This is a genomic window from Mangrovibacterium lignilyticum, from assembly GCF_010882175.1.
Classification (GTDB): domain Bacteria; phylum Bacteroidota; class Bacteroidia; order Bacteroidales; family Prolixibacteraceae; genus Mangrovibacterium; species Mangrovibacterium lignilyticum.
This window is the reverse complement of record NZ_WKLH01000001.1, coordinates 1,294,195-1,312,967: the sequence shown is the minus strand read 5'-3', so window position 1 is coordinate 1,312,967 and position 18,773 is coordinate 1,294,195. Positions and strand designations below refer to the sequence as shown.

Sequence of the window (18,773 nt, the reverse complement as noted above, 5' to 3'; positions counted from 1 at the left end):
TTAATTTCAATAGTTCCATAGGCGTATGAAAGTATTAATGTTTGGGTGGGAGTTTCCTCCGCATATTTCAGGAGGTTTAGGTACAGCTTGTTATGGGCTGACCAAAGGATTGGCTGCGTTTAAAGACGTGGAAGTTACTTTTGTTGTTCCCAAGGCATACGGTGACGAAGAACAGTCGAGCATGGAATTGATTGGAGCAAATAATGTGGCGATTACGCGGAAGAAAGTTCATTTTGAAAGTCTTCAGAAAAAGATTGATTATTATGAAGTTGAGTCGGGTATGGTTCCATATGTCGATCCCGAAGAATTTTGGAAATTAAGCAGTAAGAAGTATACAGAGTCAACACGTTTTGTTGAAACTGACGAAGAGGGGAAGTTGGAATTTTCAGGAAAGTATGATAATAACCTGCTACACGAAATCTATAAGTATTCGCTGGTGGCAGAGGTAATCGCACGGGATAGCGAGTTTGATCTGATACATGCACACGATTGGTTGGCTTATCCAGCCGGAATCGCGGCTAAAGAAATCAGTGGTAAACCCTTGGTGATTCATGTTCATGCCACCGATTTTGATCGGAGTGGTGGAAGTGTGAATCCGCAGGTTTACGAAATTGAAAAAAAGGGAATGGATGCTGCTGATCAGATTATCACAGTAAGTAACCTGACCCGGAAAATTGTCATAGAACGCTATGGCATTGATCCGGAAAAAGTAACTACAGTTTACAATGCTGTAGAGCCGGTTAGTGCCGAAGAAAAGATCAGGTTGAAGAAGGGAGTCGACGAGAAAATCGTGACTTTCCTGGGGCGAATAACAATGCAAAAAGGTCCTGAGTACTTCGTTGAAGCAGCAAATCTGGTGTTGAAGAAAATGAATAATGTTCGTTTTGTGATGGCCGGTAGTGGTGATATGATGGATGCCATGGTGAAACGAGCTGCAGCACTGAAAATCAGTGATCGGTTCCATTTCACAGGTTTCCTTAAAGGAGACGATGTGTTTGATATGTTCAGGATGAGTGATGTATTTGTAATGCCATCTGTATCGGAGCCATTTGGGATTGTCCCGCTGGAGGCGATGCAGTCTAATGTTCCGGTAATTATTTCACATCAATCCGGAGTTTCAGAAATTTTGAATTACGCCGTAAAAATAGATTATTGGGATACACATGCTATGGCCGATGCTATTTATGGTCTGCTCAATTATCCGGCACTGTGGAACGTATTTATGAAATATGGCAAGCAGGAAGTTGATAACCTGCAGTGGAAAAACTCTGCCAAAAATGTTCGCGATGTATATTGTAAAGCTTTGATTAACGAGTAATAAAGGAATAATACTATGAGAGCCATTTGTTTAAACTTCCAGGTGCATCAACCCTTTCGTTTTCGTAGATACCGTTTCTTCGATATCGGGAATGACCATTACTACTATGATGACTATTCCAATGAAACCATTTTGCGAAAAGTGGCTGATCACTCATATTTGCCTGCGAATAAAATTTTGCTTGATCTCATCAAAAAAAATAAGAACGCTTTTAAAGTTAGCTTTTCGATTTCCGGGATAGCTTTGGAGCAATTCGAGCTTTATGCACCCGAGGTTCTGGATTCCTTTATTGAACTGGCCGAGACCGGACAAGTTGAGTTTTTGGCCGGACCTTATGCTCATTCACTGGTCGCCTTAAAAAGCCACGATTTGTTCAAGAAACAAGTGGAGAAGCATGCCGCGTTAATCAGAAAGTACTTTGGACAGGATCCTAAAGTTTTCAGTAATACCGAGAAAATATACTCCGACGAGATAGGTGGCTTGGTTGCCGATATGGGCTATAAAGCCATGTTAACCGAAGGACCGAAGCATGTATTGGGCTGGAAATCGCCCAACTATGTTTATTGTAGTGCCGCAAATCCACGGCTAAAGTTATTAATGCGCAATTTTCAGATGAGCGATGATTTGTCGTTCCGTTTTTCAAACCAAGCCTGGAGCGAATATCCGCTTACTCCAGAGAAGTTTGTGGGTTGGCTGAATGCAGATACTAAGGATGAAGTTGTTAATCTTTTTATGGATTATGGCACCTTAGGCGAACATCAACCTGACGCTACCGGAATTTTAAAATTTCTGGAAGAATTGCCGGCTGCAGTTGCCAAATATTCCGATCTTAAATTCGCTACCCCGTCAGAAGTCGCAGAGTTATTTCAGCCGATTTCATTGGTTAGTGTACCATATCCGATTTCCTGGTCAAATGAGGAGCGGGATTTATCCATTTGGTTAGGAAATGAATTACAGCAAGAGGCTTTTGATAAACTTTACAAATTGGAGCCCAGAATGCACAATGTAGATGATGCCGCTTTGATTAAAGACTGGGAATACCTGCAAGTGTGTAATCATTTTTACTATATGAATACGAAGTTCTTCTCAGATGGGGACCCTTTACGAACGTATAATCCGTTCGAAAGTCCATATGAAGCTTTCATTAATTATATGAATGTGTTGAGTGACTTTGAACTTCGGTTGAATAGTTTTGTTCCTGAAAGTAAGGTTGAAAAAGAGATTGCAGCTTTAAATAAGCTATTAATCGAAAAGGAAGAAAAACTTAGAAAATACGAACTTGAATTAAAGAGTTTGCAGGCTAGCACCGTTAAAAAAAACAAAGCGAAGAAGCCTGACGCTACTAAACCAAAAAAGGCCGCAACTAAATCAACCAAGAAAGATTGATGTTAAACCCTGATTTGATGTAATCTGTTTAAATCTTCACAAAAAGATTTTGGATAATTAATCATTGATTAGAGCTGTGTTTTGCTAATTGTAAGAATAACAGTAGTGGTTGGTTATGCTATGTTACGTTGAAATCTTAAAAAAGAACTTGTTGTGGAAATACCAAATTGGAAGAAACTGTTTGTAGAATCAAACATTCCCGGGAAATTAGCTCCTCTGAAAGAGTTGAGCAAAAACTTGTGGTGGGCATGGAATTCTGATGCTCGCGAGTTATTTGAAGTTATCGACCCGGAAATCTGGGAGGAAACAGCACACAATCCAATTGATCTGCTGGATAAAGTGGGCTATCAGCGATTCCTGGAGCTGGAAAACGATGATGTCTATGTGGCCAAAATACAGGCTGTTAGTAAGCATTTACAGCAGTATTTAGATGATCGTAAGAATTTGGAAGGCCCTCATGTGGCGTATTTCAGTATGGAGTACGGTCTGCATGATAGCTTAAAGATATTCTCGGGTGGACTAGGTATTTTGGCTGGTGACTATTTGAAAGAAGCCAGTGATTCGAAAGTGAATCTTGTAGCGGTTGGTTTATTGTATCGCTATGGTTACTTTAAGCAGGTGATCTCCATTCATGGTGACCAGATGGCCAATTACGATGCTCAGGAATTCAACAAGGCTCCGGTTCATCCGGTTTTTGATAAAGATGGAAACTGGATTCAAGTTGAAGTAGAATACCCTGGAAGAAACCTGAAGGCACGCCTTTGGGAAACTAACGTGGGAAGTATCAGCTTATATCTGTTGGATGCGGATTTTGATGAGAACCGCGATGAAGACCGTTTTGTGACCCATCATCTCTATGGTGGTGATAATGAAAATCGTCTGAAACAGGAAATGTTGCTTGGTTTAGGAGGAATTCGTGCTTTACGCAAGTTAGGCTTCGAATCGGAACTTTACCACTGTAACGAAGGACATGCAGCCATGATTGGTTTGGAGCGTATGAAAGACTTTATTGCTGACAAAGGGTTGAGCTATGCCCAGGCAAAAGAAGTTGTTCGTGCTTCGACATTGTTTACAACACACACTCCTGTTCCTGCCGGACATGATTCGTTTCACAACGATTTGTTCCGCGGTTATATGAGTTTCTATGCCGAGAAATTAGGTCTTAGCTGGGACGATTTCATCATGCTTGGTAAGACTAATCCGGCAGAAGATCATTTCAATATGAGTTACCTGGCGGCAAATTTGTCGCAGGGAATAAACGGAGTAAGTTGGTTGCACGGCGAAGTGTCAAAAGACATTCTGAAACACATGTATGAAGGATTCCTTCCGGAAGAACTCAACATTGGTTACGTGACCAACGGAGTGCATTACCCGACCTGGACAGCGAAGGAGTGGAAGGAGTTACACCTGAAGTATTTCGGAAAGTCATTTGTTGAAGGACAGCTTGACTTCGATTTATGGGAGAAGATATATAAAGTGCCGGATGAAGAAATCTGGAATCTGAAGAAGAGCTTGAAGCTCAAGATGATTGATTACATCAAAATTCGTTTTGCAGATAGCTGGGTTAAGCGGCACGAAAATCCGAAATTGATTTCTGATATTCTCAGCGAAATAAACCCGAATGCACTGACCATTGGTTTTGCGCGTCGTTTTGCGACTTACAAACGGGCACACCTGCTGTTCAGAAACTTAGGCCGACTTTCAAAAATTGTAAATGATCCGGATCGTCCGGTGCAGTTTATCTTTGCCGGTAAAGCACACCCTGCCGATAAGGCCGGACAGGACCTGATTAAATATATTGTTGAAATCTCGAAACGTCCCGACTTCCTTGGGAAAATCATTTTCGTTCAAAACTACGATATCAACCTGGCAAAAACATTGTTGCAAGGAGTCGATATTTGGTTGAATACCCCAACCCGTCCATTGGAAGCTTCAGGTACCAGTGGTGAGAAAGGTGTTATGAACGGGACAATTCACTTCTCGGTGCTTGATGGATGGTGGGTTGAAGGTTACAAGGAAGGTGCCGGCTGGATGTTGCCAATGGAGCGGACTTACGATGTTCAGGATTTGCAGGATGAGTTGGATGCTGAAACACTCTACAACATCTTTGAAGATGAAATTGTACCAGCTTATTACGATCAGAATGATAAAGGGTATTCTGAAGAATGGGTGAGTGTTGTGAAAAACACTATCGGTCAGGTTGCACCGAATTTCACAACAACCCGTATGATTCGTGACTATCAGGTTCGCTTTTATAATCCTCAGGCGAAACGTTACAATAGTTTGATCGCTGATGATTATAAGTTGGCAAAAGAACTGGCTGCCTGGAAAGATACCGTGACCGAAGCTTGGGACGATATTGAGGTTGTTAATGTCCAATTTTCTGATGGAATTACCAATGCACTGAAAATCGGTGAAAGTTATACGGCCAGTGCTGTACTGGACTTAAAATCACTTTCAACCGATGATATTGGTTTGGAAATGATCATCACGTCTACGGGCGAAAATGGTCAGATGGAACTAATGGACACCTTGGAGTTTGAACCGGAAACAGCGGGGACAGGCAAAAGTACCTATCATCTGAATATCCAACTGATGGAACCTGGATCATATAATTATGGTTTGCGTCTTTATCCTAAAAACGTGAATTTACCGCATCGTCAGGATTTCAAATTTTTGAGATGGTTATAATATTTTACTGATATACCATACAAAGAGGCAAACATAACGTTTGCCTCTTTTTTTTGATGTTAAAAGACAGATGCTAAGATTTGAGGTCTTTCAAAATAAAATTAATTTTGCTTGTCACCTTAAGAAAACCAAGTTATGGCTGAAGAAAACAACCTTGGCGTAAAAATTAAACAGATACGTACCAATCAAAAGTTGAGCATAGAAGATTTGGCCGACCGTAGCGGACTGCAACTTAGCCAACTTCAAAGAATTGAGGCAGAGGGTATTATCCCCTCTCTGTCTCCCCTGATTAAAATTGCCAGGGCACTGGGAGTGCGGCTAGGGACATTTTTAGACGATAATGATCATTTGGGGCCAGTCGTCGTACGTGCCGGAGATCACTCAACAGGAGTTCGTTTTACATCAGTGGAAAACGGCTCGCGGGAGCACCTCAATTTCTTTTCACTGGCAGCCGATAAGGTAGGCCGGAATATGGAACCCTTTATTGTTGAAATAGAGCCTTCGGAGCAATCCGACTATAAATTGTCAACGCACGAGGGCGAAGAGTTCATCTATGTTTTGGATGGGCAGGTTGAAATTAATTACGGGAAGGACCTCTACCGGTTGAATACGGGCGACAGTATCTATCTTGACTCAATTGTCATGCATAACGTACATGCTGCCAATACTCACAAAGCACGTGTTTTGGTTGTTTTATATACGCCGTTCTGAATCTACTAAACCTTCAACTAAAAGAGCATGCAGTTAATCGACTATACCTTGGGTGGCATCCTGGAGAAATATGCGTTCGAAACACCCGAAAAGGAATTTATCGTCTATCCTGACCGAAATTTAAGGTTTACCTACAGCGAGTTTAACGACCGGGTCAATCAAATGGCCAAAGGGCTCATGTATATTGGTGTGGGTAGAGATGATAAAGTAGGAATATGGGGAAATAATGTGCCCGATTGGTTGACCTTTATGTTCGCAACTGCAAAGATCGGAGCGGTATTGGTCACCATCAATACCAACTATAAGTTGACCGAGCTGGAGTACCTGTTGCGTGATGCTGATATTCATACCTTGTGCATGATTGACAGTTACCGCGACAGCGATTATGTGAACATGATATTCGAGCTGGTTCCGAACTTGAAAAATCATCCCCGCGGTGAATTGAAGGCCGTCAAGTTTCCAAAATTGAAAAATGTGGTATTCATCGGTCAGGAGAAACATCGGGGAATGTTCAATACCGCCGAACTCATGCTTTTGGGAAGCCATTTGGATGATCTGGAACTGGAAGAACTAAAGAATACTGTTTCTCCTCACGATGTCGTCAATATGCAATATACTTCAGGAACGACAGGCTTTCCAAAAGGAGTGATGTTGTCGCACCACAATATTCTGAATAACGGAAAGGCAACCGGCGAATGTTTACGGTATACCTCGGCCGATCGTTTATTGGTCTGCGTACCATTTTTCCACTGTTTTGGATGTGTGTTGGCTCTGTGTGCCATCGTCACGCACGGAGCAACCATGGTCATCGTTGAAGACTTTGATCCCTTAATGGTACTGGCATCTGTCGAGAAAGAGAAATGCACGGCGTTGTATGGCGTTCCAACAATGTTTATCGCCGAATTGCATCACCCGATGTTTGATATGTTCGATCTGAGCAGCTTAAGGACCGGTATCATGGCCGGGGCACTTTGCCCGATTGAAACCATGAAGCAGGTGATGGATAAAATGAATATGAAAGACATCATCAGCGTGTATGGTTTGACGGAATCATCGCCCGGTATGACAGCGACCCGCACACATAACTCACCCGAAGCTCGGGCAACAACAGTTGGTTTTGAATACCCGAATGTTGAGGTTGCCATTTTCGATCCGGAGACCGGGGAAGAATGTCCCGATAATGTTCAGGGTGAAGTTTGTTGTCGTGGTTACAATGTCATGAAAGGCTATTACAAAAACGAAGAGGCTACAAACAAGGCAATCGACAGGGATGGTTGGTTGCATTCCGGAGATTTGGGAGTGAGAGGCGACGATGGTTTCTACCGGATCACTGGTCGTATAAAAGATATGATTGTTCGTGGTGGCGAAAATATTTATCCGCGGGAGATCGAAAACTACTTATTCAAACTTCCGGCGGTTGAGGCCGTGGAGGTTGCCGGAATTCCCAGTCCTAGATACGGAGAACAAGTTGGAGCTTTCATTAAATTGAAGAAAGGCCAATCGCTTTCGGAAGAGGAAGTTCAGGAATATTGCCGTGGACAAATTGCCCGGTTTAAAATTCCTAAGTATGTTTTCTTTGTCGAGCAATTCCCGATGACAGCCAGCGGGAAGATTCAAAAATATAAATTGAAAGGCCTTGGGGTTCAGCTACTCGAAGAACGAGGTGTCAAGCTGGTGTAATCGACCCTTTACAAAGGGCAAAGAGTTAAGTGTACTCAATTGCCCTGTTTTGAAGTTTATACTGAAAGATATTGAAATGAGCGGTTACGACCGGTTTCCACCGGGGCCGGAGTTCTTTTGAGGGCGTTTGTTGCCTCCGCCATAGTTGCCTTTTTTCTTGAAGTTCCCTTTTTTTCCACCCTTTCGTTTTTGAATGACTTTCCACTCAGGTCCTTCACCGAGTTCGGGAGGAAGCGGGGCTTTGAAAACTTCACTTTCAATCAGCGCTTCAATTTGCTGAAATTTGTACATGTCGTCTTCATTCACAAAGGTCAGTGCGATTCCGGTAGTGTTGGCACGGGCAGTACGACCGATTCGATGCACGTAGTCTTCAGCGTCACCCGGAACATCGAAATTAACAACCAGATTGATATCTTTAATATCGATCCCACGGCTAAGTACATCGGTTGCTACAATGATGCGGGTTTGGCGTGCGCGGAACTTCATCAATACTTCTTCCCGTTCTTTTTGTTCCAAATCAGACGAGATTCCCTGTGCATCCAGCCCTTTCTTTTGCAAGGCACGAACAATCAGGTTCACTTTCCGCTTGGTTGACGAGAACACGATAATGCTTTGGCAATCGTCTTTTCCCGCAATCAGGCTTTGAATGAGTGGTAATTTCTGATCTTCGTGACAAACGTAGGCCGCCTGTAAAACGCCCTCGGCCGGTTTGCTGATGGCAACCGCAAATTCCTTCGGATCTTTCAGCACTTTTGCAGCAAGCTGACGGATCTTTGGAGGCATGGTCGCACTGAACATCAGTGTTTGGCGTTTGACAGGCAGGTGGCTGAAAATACGGATGATATCATCGTGAAACCCAATGTCAAGCATCCGGTCAGCCTCATCCAAAACCACATATTCAACGTCTTTTAGCTGGGCAATATCGTTGTCAATAAATGAGATCAATTTTCCGGGAGTGGCAACAATAATGTCAACTCCTTTATCCAGAGCTTTTCGTTGCACTTCCCACTCTTTTCCATCGCCACCGCCATAAATGGCACATGAAGTTGTTCCGGCATAATACGAAAAACCTTGTACTTGCTGTTCGATTTGGATAGCCAATTCACGCGTAGGAACGATAATCAGCGCCCGGGTTTTGCCGGGATCCAGTTGCGATACTTTTTCAATGATTGGCAGCATAAAGGCAGCTGTTTTACCAGTACCGGTTTGGGCACAGCCAATCATGTCGTGACCTTCAAGAATCAAAGGAATGGTGTGTTCCTGAACTTGGGTGGCCTCGTCAAAACCCATATCATACAAGGCATCTAAAATATCGTCGTGTAAATCAAACTCGTGAAACTTCATAAAAGAGGGATAAATTTCTTAGCACATGAAAAAGAATAGTCGACCGGTGAGAGATCTTGCTCTTTCTGTTCTTCATGCAAAAATAACAATTTTTGTCAGATAATGCATTAGCACAGGGTTGTCTAAGTGATTAGCAACTAACTGCGATACTGAATTTAGTTCCGGTTTCAATTTAGTTCCGGATGAAGATTGTCAACCTGCGAACGGTCAATCGATTACAGCAGTTTGAAGTTCTCTTTAAATCATTATCTTTGCCGCCGTTATGAATCACGTGTTCTTGATAACCACGTAAAAAACAAGAGTCATGAAAAATAAAGTATCAGTTTTATTCCTGTTGACAGGCGTATTATTCGCAGCCAGTCTGTTAATCGCAAACATTTTAGCGTCCAAAATCATTATGATCGGTCCTTGGTCGGCTCCGGCAGGTGTTTTAATTTTCCCGATTGCCTACATCATCAACGATGTGATTGCGGAAGTGTGGGGCTATGCTAAAGCTCGTCTGATTATTTGGGCCGGATTTGCAGTCAATCTACTGGCGGCATTCTTTTTCGCGATAGCAATTGCAGTTCCAGCCGCTCCGTTCTACGAGAATCAGGCTGCTTTTCAATCGATCCTTGGCAGTTCAATCCGTTTGGTTTTTGCCAGCTTGATGGCTTACATGGCCGGTTCGTTTCTGAATGCCTATGTGATGAGCAAGTTTAAGCTGATGACCCGGGGAAAAGGATTTTCACTGCGGGCAATCGTATCAACGCTGGCAGGCGAGGGTGCCGACTCAATGATCTTCATAACCATAGCCTTCATCGGAGTTTTCCCGATGCCGGTCATCCTGACGATGATTGTGACGCAGGCATTGCTGAAAACGGCTTATGAAATCATCATATTGCCATTCACAATTTTAGTTGTAAAAAAGGTGAAAGAGATTGAAGGAGTCGATACCTTTGATGAGGATATTTCTTATAATCCTTTCAGCCTGAAACAGATTTAGAAATAGGGAACAAAATATTAGAAGCCAGACACCAGATGACGGAACGATTGAAGGTGTCTTTCCGGTGTCTAAAATCTTTTTTTGAAATGAGTAAAAACAACAAAGCATTAGTGGTATTTTCCGGTGGACAGGACTCAACAACCTGTCTGTTCTGGGCCTTGAAAAAGTTTGAAGAGGTTGAAGCCGTTTCGTTCGATTACGGTCAAAAACATCGATTGGAATTGGAGGTGGCACAGAAAATTGCTGCTGATGCGGGGGTTCCCCTACGTGTTTTGAAGCTTGATTTGCTGAGCCAGATTACAAGTAATGCACTTACCAACCCGGAAGTGGATGTTGAGATTGATAAACCCGATCATCGTCCACCAAATACATTGGTTGAGGGGCGGAATATGTTGTTCTTGACTTATGCTGCGGTTTATGCCAAGTCGAAAGATATTCATCATCTCGTAACGGGTGTGGGGCAAGCTGATTACAGTGGTTACCCCGATTGTCGGGACGAATTTATCCGGTCGCTGAACCAGACTTTGAATCTGTCGATGGATTTTCCGTATGAAATTCATACCCCTTTAATGTGGCGGAACAAGGAAGAGATTTGGCAATTGGCAGATCAGTTGGACGTTTTTGATCTCGTTCGCACTCAGACCCTGACCTGCTACAATGGGATTATTGGAGATGGATGTGGGAATTGTCCGTCTTGTAAATTGCGCAAAAACGGCTTGGAAAGCTATTTGAGGAAAAGAGGCTGATTCGGCTAGTGTGAAGATTACCTCTTCGATTTATAACCCGGCAATTTGAAATTTACCTGGTCGTTACCGGGAACGGAACCTGAAACTTATAGCGATATGGACAATTTGAAACATTTAGGAAGCGAAACCAATTACGGATTTAATTACAGTCCGGAAGTGCTGGAAACATTCGATAATAAACACCCGCAAAATGATTATTGGGTGAAATTCAATGCTCCGGAGTTTACCAGTTTGTGTCCGATCACCGGGCAGCCTGATTTTGCGACAATCTATATCAGTTACATTCCCGGCGAAAAAATGGTGGAAAGCAAATCGCTGAAATTGTACCTCTTCAGTTTCCGTAACCACGGCGATTTTCATGAAGATTGTATCAACATTATCATGAAAGACCTGATTAAATTAATGGACCCGAAATACATTGAGGTTTGGGGGAAATTCTTGCCACGCGGAGGAATCAGCATCGATCCATATTCAAACTATGGAAAACCGGGTACTAAGTTTGAAGAGTTGGCTTGGTATCGCATGCAAAATCATGATTTAAATCCGGAGACGATCACGAATCGTTGATCGTTCGGCCTGACAAGTTTTCAAGAATTCTGAAACAAAATGGCTTTCGATTGTTTGCCTGTTTGACCAATACAGCAAACAAATGATCCGTTTTGACAGACTAGATTCAAAAGCACCGGCTTTTTGCGAGCCCCGTACACTTGGACTAAAGGAGAAAGCTTTAATCGCAATTGTGAAAAGTGTTCCAGCAGGGAAGATGCACTTCAAGCTGACTTATTTTCAAGCTTTTTGCGACTTTCTGGATATCCTTTCACTCAGCCTAATTGACCGAAATAAGTTAGTTGAATCCCTTCAGCAGGGATTGACACAGAAGCAGGAGCATCGTCTGATGCGTTCTTTTCTGGCCATGCTTTACGAATATGAATTGATTGAATTGCAGGGCGATAGTTTCGTATTTCGGGAGCCTTACTCGAGGCTTTCGTCAGCCGATTTCCAGCAGCTGTCTGATTGGATTGAAACGGCTGAGTCAGCGTTTGGTCAACTCCCCTCATTTCTCCATTCGAAATTGAAAAACGTTCAGCTTGTCAATCAGTTGATTCGGCTGTATCGAAATCCCGGTTCATCAGTGAATATCCCTACCGGGAAAAGCTGGTGGAAAATGATTGCGAACCAGCAACTGGATTATGAAATCAGATTGGCTGAGACTTTAAAACATCTGCTCTGCTTGCAGCTTCCACATAAAATCTCGTCACCGCTAGACGACAGCTATTATACCGAGTCCGGACGAAATGCTTTTCAGAATTTCACCAAAACACGTTTTCAGGATTGTATATCAGAAATCAATTCAGATCATCCGGTTCGTGAAGTATTGGATATCGGCTGCGGTTATGGGAATTACATGGATGCTGTCAATCAACAACTGCCCGAAGCACATATTTTGGGCATTGAATTGCAGCACAAGGTGTGTGAAGAAACCAGGGAGCGCTTTGCCGATAGCGCAACAATTGAGGTTGCGAACCAAAATGTTTTTGATGTTGAGCTTGGGACGCGGGTTGATCTGGTCTTGCTAAATTATGTGCTCTTTTATTTTAGCAACAAGCAGAAAGAACAACTATTTAAAAAGCTAGCCGGAGAGTTGAACGATTCCGGGTCGATTTTGATCTGCCAATATTATGCAGGCATTGAAAGTTTGAAAGATGAGCTTAAACAAAAACAAGGAGATGCCGGAGTTGGACAAAGAATTGCCGCCTTTTTCGGTGACAAGATTTTGTATGCCAATGCACTTTGGAACGAAGCATCAGATGCTTTTGTGCAATCTGAAATATGGGACGAGTTTCTAAATGTTTTGCATAATACAGGTTTTGAGGTTAAGTCAATGACCAATGCCGATCCTTTTTATTACTCCCTGTTTGTACGGATTGGAAAGAAATAACACTTTTTGTATGGCCTGCAAAACCAGGTTTGTTTTCGTAGTCTCTTGATCTGGTTGTATATACTCCAGAATAGTATTTTTTAAGACTTTTTAAGGTAGGGTTTAGTTCAGTTGTTGGGGATAACTGGAGTATGGCAATTCGCCTTAACTTAAAAAATACAGTCATGAAAATTGTTTATTTAGTGTTATTGGTCGCTCTCTTCCCGCTAATCGGATTTGCACAGGAAGACAGTTCAACGAAATCTGATTTTTCATATAAAATCGGTGATTTTTTCCTGGGAATTGGCTCGGGAGTCGATCATAACATAAATGCGTACAGAAGTGAGCCAACAACTGATTTTTCCTTCGAGGGGATTGAATCCCGTTACAATATTAGCTTCGATGCCAGTGTGATGGCCACCAAACGTTGGCGTCCGCGTATTGAACTGCAATATCACCGGTTGGCATACGGGCAGGATTGGGATGGATGGCAGAGTGTTGATTATACTACTTTCGAATACACCACCACGCGGGTGAATTATTTGGGTTTGAATTTGCATATGGACTACCTGTTGCTTGGGCTAAATTCACGCTTTAAAGTCTTTGTATCTCCTGGGCTTGTAACTGAATATGCCACAGGGGCAAGTTACAAGACACTGAAAACTGATGGGGACGATTCCGATAGCAAATTTTCTGTTTTGGGCGAATACTACCCTAAATGTATCGCCGGGGCTTCGGTTCAAACGATTTTCAAATATGATTTCAGTGAGAATATAGGATTTACTGTTTCTCCGGGCTACACCCGTTTTTTCCGCACATTTACCGATGCCAGTTCTGACCCTTACCAACGCTTCAATATCAATCTTGGGCTTGAATTAAGGATTCACTAGATCCCGTAAGCTTATTTGTAGATCAGAAAATAGATAAATTGCCGTAATAATTTTTAATACGAATGATGTGCTGGATTTTAGTGCATCATTCTTTTTTGTGCCCACCTTGTTCGGATTTCATACATTTGTTTCATCCTCAAAATGAACGATGATGAAACATTTTTACCTTCTCATTTTATTCTTGTTTATTGCAGCCTTTTCTGTCTGTGCCCAATCGGGTCCGGAACTGATCGGCAAGCTTGAGTCTTTGGTTGAGCACAAGGATTACTTCAGTTTAAAAGAGGAATTCGAAGTTCATAAGCAAGATGTCCCGGAGATCTATTCGCATTATTTCTCAGCGATTTTAAAAACGGTCTTTAACGATCCGGAAGGGTCAAACGTCCAAATTGAAAAATTGTTGAAATTTAATGTGCGGCCGTTAGATCCGAATTTGTTGAAAAGGGTCTATTCCATTAAGTTGCAAAATCACATCGATTTGTGCGAGTACAGTCAGGCCGAAAGAACCAGTCGTTTTATCGTTGCGACCTACAGTAGTTTGCTGGATTCGACCGAAACCGAAGACTATCAGAATTCCATGAAAATATGGACAGCGTTAAAAGATAGCCCGAAGCAGGAATTGCTTCGAAAAGGCGATTTTAAGGGGCAATTAACGAGGGACAAAATGGGGCTGTTTCGTATTGAAACGGCTTTCCCCAACGACACTCTTTCCTTTGTGTTTGACACAGGCGCGAACTTCTCGGTTATGCAACGATCGGTCGCAGTGCGATTGGGAATGACTTTGCTAAATGCCGACTTTTTGGTAACTGCCGCAACGGGGCAAAAAGTGAAAAGTGATTTGGCGGTTGCTCCTTTAATTGAGTTTGGCGGAATAAGCTTGAAAAATGCCGTCTTTCTTGTTTTTGATGACGAGGACTTGTCCTTTCCCCAGGTGGATTACCAGATTGAAGGGATTATTGGCTTTCCGGTTATTAAAGCCTTGGAGGAAATTCACATCAGCAAAGAAGATGAGCTGTTTGTCCCGCGAACTGCAGCAGTGTACGAAAACGCTAATTTGTCGCTTGATGGTTTGATGCCAATCGTTCGTGTAAAATATAGAAATGACTGGCTGCTTTTTCACTTTGATACGGGGGCAACGCATACAGCTTTGTTCCCTGCTTTCTACCGGAAATACCAGGAAGAGATTGACCGGAAATACAGCCTCGAAAAATTTTCAGCGGGGAGTGCTGGCGGGGAAAGTGAATTTGAAGGCTACCATCTCAAAAAGCTGAAACTAGGCATTTCCGGATCAGATGCAAACCTGAAAAATGTTCGGTTGCAATTGAATGAAACAGGCTTGGGGAAACAGTTTCACGGCAATCTGGGGCAGGACTTTATTAAGCAGTTTGGCGAGATGGTCATTAGCTTTAAATATTCGGCAATACGATTTAAATGACTAACCATGACTTTGGCGGGCAACGAGAGAAATGAAGGTATCCGGGTGTCAAGTGTTTTTGTGTTATTATTTGGTCCTCAATCATCAGTTTTCGAAATAAACTTCTTTAATTTCGTTATCAGTGCCACTTAAATAACTGATAAACCTCATGTTTTTGATAGATGTTATTTCATTCAAATTCCGTAATTTGTTAGGGATTATACGTGGAATGTAACTTATACCAACCTAATTGCTTCATAAATGATTAAGAATTCTATTCTAATCCTTGCCATGTTATTGCTTTTTCTGAGCAAAACTATGCTAGCGGGAGATCATCCATTATGGCTACGCTATCCGGCAATTTCACCCGACGGGAAAACAATTTTGTTTAATTACAAAGGAGATATTTTTAAGGTCCCTGCTTCAGGAGGAACGGCTGTTCCTTTAACTCTCTCCGAGCATTATGAGTTTGGTGCGGTTTGGAGTAACGATGGAAGTCATGTGGCATTCGCATCGGATCGGTACGGGAATTTCGATGTGTTTGTGATGCCGGCAACCGGTGGTGAAGCGCAAAGGCTCACGTTTCATTCCAATTCGGAGATTCCAAGTGCTTTTAGTCCTGATGATCAGCAAATCTTGTTTTCTGCTGTCCGGCAGGATCTGCATACGAACGTCCAGTATCCCACCGGCGCCATGCCTGAGCTTTACAGTGTGCCGGTCAGTGGCGGTCGGGTTACGCAAATACTAACGTCTCCGGCTATCGATGCCACATATAGCCCGGATGGTACAAAGCTCATTTTTCATGATCAGAAGGGCTACGAAGATAAGTGGCGCAAGCATCATACCTCGGCCATTACCCGCGATATTTGGACTTACGATTTGGCGACAAAAGAGTATACTAAAATTACCGACTACGAGGGAGAGGATCGGAACCCGGTAATGATTGACAATGATGCGTTTTACTATTTATCGGAGAAAACCGGTTCCTTCAATATCCATAAAAGCTCGCTGAGCAATCCATCTGCTGATGAAGTTGTGACATCGTTTAAAAAGAACCCGGTACGTTTTTTAACCAAAGCGAAGGATAATACGCTTTGTTTCTCATACGATGGTGAAGTTTATACCGTGAAACCCGGTGCTGAACCACAAAAGGTTAACATTGATTTTGCTTACGATGGTCGGGTAACGCTCGGAAAGGTGGTTCCTGTAAATAAAGGTTTTACCGAATTCGATTTGTCGCCAAACGGTAAAGAGTTTGCCTATGTATTTCGTGGCGAGATATTCGTCAGTAGTATTGAACATGGCACGACCAAACGCATTACCAATACTTCCCGGCAGGAACGAACGGTGAGCTTTAGCCCCGATGGCAAAACCTTGCTTTATGCGGCCGAGACCGACAGCAGCTGGAATTTGTACAGCAAATCGATCATTCGCGATGAAGAGCCCTATTTTTTCACATCGACGGTTTTGAAAGAAGAAACACTACTGGCAACGGAGAAGGAGGAGTTTCAACCCGCATATTCGCCGGATGGTAAAGAAGTTGCTTACCTGGAAAATCGCACAACATTGAAAATCCTGAACCTGGCTTCCGGTCAAACCCGAACGGTGCTTTCCGGGGATCATAATTACTCCTATGCCGATGGGGATCAGTATTTTCGATGGTCGCCCGATAGTAAATGGTTACTGGTGAATTACGGCCCGAAAGAGAATATCTTCCAGAGCGAAGTTGGTTTGGTGAAAGCCGATGGTAGCGGAGACGTCAAAAACCTGACCTTAAGTGGCTACGAAGACTATGATCCTCGATGGGAAATGAAAGGAAAGGCCATGATTTGGTACACGACCAAATGGGCTGACAAAGGTGAAAATGGGCGGTCTTCTGAGGGGGATGTTTATGCCCTGTTCTTCACGAAGGAAGCTTATGATGAATTTAATCTAAGCGAGGAAGAACAAAAACTAAAGGAAGAAAAAGATAAGAAAAAAGAAGAAGGAGATAAATCAGACAACGAAAAGGATAAGGGAAAAAAGAAGGACAAAAAAGATCAGGAAGAGGATGAAGAAAAGGTGGAAGACCTCCGCTTTGATTGGGATCAGCTAACGGACCGAAAGGAACGGCTGACTCTGAACACATCACGCATCGGCGATATGGCGCTGTCGAAGAAAGGAGATAAGTTGTATTATTTGACCCGATTCGAAGAGAAGTACAACCTGTGGGAAAATGACCTGAAAAAGAAAAGTGCCAAGTTGCTGACGAAACTGAATGCCGAAAGTGCGACTATGCAATTGTCGAAAGATGGTGAATTTATACTGGTATTGGCAGATGGTAAGCCGGTTAAGGTGACTTTGGAGGATGGTAAAAATAGCCCGATAGTTACGAATGGCGAAATGTTGCTTCAACACGATCAGGAGCGGGAATACATCTTTGAACATTGCTGGCGCCAGGTGCGTGAGAAATTTTATGTGGCCGATATGCAGGGCGTTGATTGGCAGTATTACTACGGGGAGTATAAGAAATTTCTGCCCTACATCAATAATAACTACGATTTTGCAGAATTGCTGAGTGAAATGCTGGGTGAGTTAAATGCCTCGCATACAGGGGGCCGTTACCGGCCCGGGTCTTCAGGAGTTGATGAAACCGCATCCCTCGGTGTTCTTTACGACTATGCTCATTCGGGTGTAGGGCTTAAAGTCGCTGAGGTACTGAAGGGAGGTCCGCTCGATAAAGATGTTTCAAAAGTACAGACCAACGATATTATTTTGAAGATTGACGGTGAAGACATCACCGATGCGGTTGACTTTTACAGTTTGCTCAACCGAAAAGAGAAAAAGAACGTACTGCTCGATCTTTACCGGCCTGTGTCGGGCGAAAAATGGCAGGAAGTTGTGAAACCCGTTTCCCTGGGAGCTGAATATCAGCTGCTATATAAGCGTTGGGTGGAAGCGAGACGCGACGAAACCATTCGTCTTTCTGATGGCAAATTGGGCTACGTGCATGTTAGAAGTATGAACGATGCCAGTATGCGGACGGTAGTAGAAGAGGTTTTGGGTCGTTTTGTTGGGGCTGAGGCACTTATTGTTGATACCCGTTTCAACGGGGGTGGAAACCTCCATGATCAATTGTCTGACTTTCTGAATGGAAAACGTTACCTGGATGTGATTCCTCACGGGCAATATGTTTTTTCGCAGCCTCGGAATCGGTGGACCAAACCATCGATTGTGATCGTTAATGAGAGTAACTATTCCGATGCGCATTTATTTCCGGTAGCCTATAAGATTAAGGGTGTTGGGAAAAACCTGGGGATGCCTGTTCCCGGAACCGGAACTTTTGTCTGGTGGGAGAAACAGATTGATCCAACGATTGTGTTTGGAATCCCAATGGGAGGGTGGAAGCCAGTGGACGGCGCTTTCCTGGAAAATAACCAACTGGAACCCGATATTCGCGTGCCCAACGAACCCGGAGTGATGGCCGAAGGTCGTGATCAACAATTAGAGGCAGCAGTAAAAGAGCTCTTGAAGGAAGACTAAAAATGACATTTTTTCGAACGAAAGGCCCTCGTCGTTGCAATGACATAGACGAGGGATTTTCGTTTTTGAAAAAATAGGCAGGAATATTTTAAACCTTATTTCCTGCTCATTGGTTTTTATCTCATAACCTAACCGTCAATGTTGAAATGCGTGAGCAGTTTAACATGAATA

13 protein-coding genes are annotated in these 18,773 nt (G+C 43.0%); 12 read left to right on the top strand and 1 reads right to left on the bottom strand.

Going from position 1 to position 18,773, the window contains the following annotated elements:
- The first annotated feature begins 25 nt into the window (after positions 1 to 25).
- The 5 genes from GJV22_RS05370 to GJV22_RS05350 all read left to right on the top strand — a co-directional run bounded on the left by GJV22_RS05370 (position 26) and on the right by GJV22_RS05350 (position 7,786).
- On the top strand, positions 26 to 1,318 hold the full coding sequence (locus GJV22_RS05370) for a glycosyltransferase family 4 protein (RefSeq protein ID WP_163709774.1): 1,293 nt from the start codon (positions 26 to 28) through the stop codon (positions 1,316 to 1,318).
- Positions 1,319 to 1,333: 15 nt separating this feature from the next.
- The gene (locus tag GJV22_RS05365) at positions 1,334 to 2,704 is read left to right on the top strand and encodes a glycoside hydrolase family 57 protein (RefSeq protein WP_163709771.1); all 1,371 of its coding nucleotides are present in this window, start codon (positions 1,334 to 1,336) and stop codon (positions 2,702 to 2,704) included.
- 153 nt (positions 2,705 to 2,857) lie between these two features.
- Positions 2,858 to 5,395 carry an alpha-glucan family phosphorylase gene (glgP, locus tag GJV22_RS05360; protein ID WP_163709769.1) on the top strand — a complete coding sequence of 846 codons (2,538 nt, stop codon included), beginning with the start codon at positions 2,858 to 2,860 and terminating at the stop codon, positions 5,393 to 5,395.
- A gap of 135 nt (positions 5,396 to 5,530) precedes the next feature.
- Positions 5,531 to 6,106 carry a helix-turn-helix domain-containing protein gene (locus GJV22_RS05355; RefSeq protein ID WP_163709766.1) on the top strand — a complete coding sequence of 192 codons (576 nt, stop codon included), beginning with the start codon at positions 5,531 to 5,533 and terminating at the stop codon, positions 6,104 to 6,106.
- Between the two features lie 27 nt (positions 6,107 to 6,133).
- Positions 6,134 to 7,786, top strand: coding sequence for an AMP-binding protein (locus GJV22_RS05350; protein WP_163709763.1), 1,653 nt, complete (start codon positions 6,134 to 6,136; stop codon positions 7,784 to 7,786).
- Between the two features lie 84 nt (positions 7,787 to 7,870).
- On the opposite strand, the gene GJV22_RS05345 is transcribed toward GJV22_RS05350, so the two are convergent.
- Complete coding sequence (locus GJV22_RS05345) at positions 7,871 to 9,130, bottom strand: DEAD/DEAH box helicase (protein WP_163709760.1); 1,260 nt, start codon at positions 9,128 to 9,130, stop codon at positions 7,871 to 7,873.
- A gap of 304 nt (positions 9,131 to 9,434) precedes the next feature.
- Here GJV22_RS05345 and GJV22_RS05340 point away from each other — a divergent pair, with 304 nt between their 5' ends.
- The 7 genes from GJV22_RS05340 (at position 9,435) to GJV22_RS05310 (ending at position 18,602) form a co-directional block, all read left to right on the top strand.
- Complete coding sequence (locus tag GJV22_RS05340; RefSeq protein ID WP_163709758.1) at positions 9,435 to 10,115, top strand: queuosine precursor transporter; 681 nt, start codon at positions 9,435 to 9,437, stop codon at positions 10,113 to 10,115.
- Positions 10,116 to 10,201: 86 nt separating this feature from the next.
- Positions 10,202 to 10,861, top strand: coding sequence for a 7-cyano-7-deazaguanine synthase QueC (gene queC, locus GJV22_RS05335; protein ID WP_163709754.1), 660 nt, complete (start codon positions 10,202 to 10,204; stop codon positions 10,859 to 10,861).
- Between the two features lie 96 nt (positions 10,862 to 10,957).
- A complete protein-coding gene (gene queF, locus GJV22_RS05330; RefSeq protein WP_163709752.1) occupies positions 10,958 to 11,428 on the top strand; it encodes a preQ(1) synthase in 471 nt (156 codons plus the stop codon).
- An 82-nt stretch (positions 11,429 to 11,510) separates the two neighbouring features.
- The gene (locus GJV22_RS05325; RefSeq protein WP_163709749.1) at positions 11,511 to 12,800 is read left to right on the top strand and encodes a class I SAM-dependent methyltransferase; all 1,290 of its coding nucleotides are present in this window, start codon (positions 11,511 to 11,513) and stop codon (positions 12,798 to 12,800) included.
- A gap of 164 nt (positions 12,801 to 12,964) precedes the next feature.
- On the top strand, positions 12,965 to 13,669 hold the full coding sequence (locus tag GJV22_RS05320) for a hypothetical protein (protein WP_163709747.1): 705 nt from the start codon (positions 12,965 to 12,967) through the stop codon (positions 13,667 to 13,669).
- Positions 13,670 to 13,820: 151 nt separating this feature from the next.
- Positions 13,821 to 15,101, top strand: a complete 1,281-nt coding sequence (locus tag GJV22_RS05315) for a retropepsin-like aspartic protease (protein ID WP_163709744.1) — start codon at positions 13,821 to 13,823, stop codon at positions 15,099 to 15,101.
- Positions 15,102 to 15,341: 240 nt separating this feature from the next.
- The gene (locus GJV22_RS05310; RefSeq protein ID WP_163709741.1) at positions 15,342 to 18,602 is read left to right on the top strand and encodes a S41 family peptidase; all 3,261 of its coding nucleotides are present in this window, start codon (positions 15,342 to 15,344) and stop codon (positions 18,600 to 18,602) included.
- The last annotated feature ends 171 nt before the right edge of the window (positions 18,603 to 18,773 follow it).

Coding starts and splice junctions, on each gene's coding strand:
- GJV22_RS05370 (WP_163709774.1), top strand. CDS start 26: ATGAAAGTATTAATGTTTGGGTGGGAGTTTCCTCCGCATATTTCAGGA.
- GJV22_RS05365 (WP_163709771.1), top strand. CDS start 1,334: ATGAGAGCCATTTGTTTAAACTTCCAGGTGCATCAACCCTTTCGTTTT.
- GJV22_RS05355 (WP_163709766.1), top strand. CDS start 5,531: ATGGCTGAAGAAAACAACCTTGGCGTAAAAATTAAACAGATACGTACC.
- GJV22_RS05350 (WP_163709763.1), top strand. CDS start 6,134: ATGCAGTTAATCGACTATACCTTGGGTGGCATCCTGGAGAAATATGCG.
- GJV22_RS05345 (WP_163709760.1), bottom strand. CDS start 9,130: ATGAAGTTTCACGAGTTTGATTTACACGACGATATTTTAGATGCCTTG.
- GJV22_RS05340 (WP_163709758.1), top strand. CDS start 9,435: ATGAAAAATAAAGTATCAGTTTTATTCCTGTTGACAGGCGTATTATTC.
- queC (WP_163709754.1), top strand. CDS start 10,202: ATGAGTAAAAACAACAAAGCATTAGTGGTATTTTCCGGTGGACAGGAC.
- queF (WP_163709752.1), top strand. CDS start 10,958: ATGGACAATTTGAAACATTTAGGAAGCGAAACCAATTACGGATTTAAT.
- GJV22_RS05325 (WP_163709749.1), top strand. CDS start 11,511: ATGATCCGTTTTGACAGACTAGATTCAAAAGCACCGGCTTTTTGCGAG.
- GJV22_RS05320 (WP_163709747.1), top strand. CDS start 12,965: ATGAAAATTGTTTATTTAGTGTTATTGGTCGCTCTCTTCCCGCTAATC.
- GJV22_RS05315 (WP_163709744.1), top strand. CDS start 13,821: ATGAAACATTTTTACCTTCTCATTTTATTCTTGTTTATTGCAGCCTTT.
- GJV22_RS05310 (WP_163709741.1), top strand. CDS start 15,342: ATGATTAAGAATTCTATTCTAATCCTTGCCATGTTATTGCTTTTTCTG.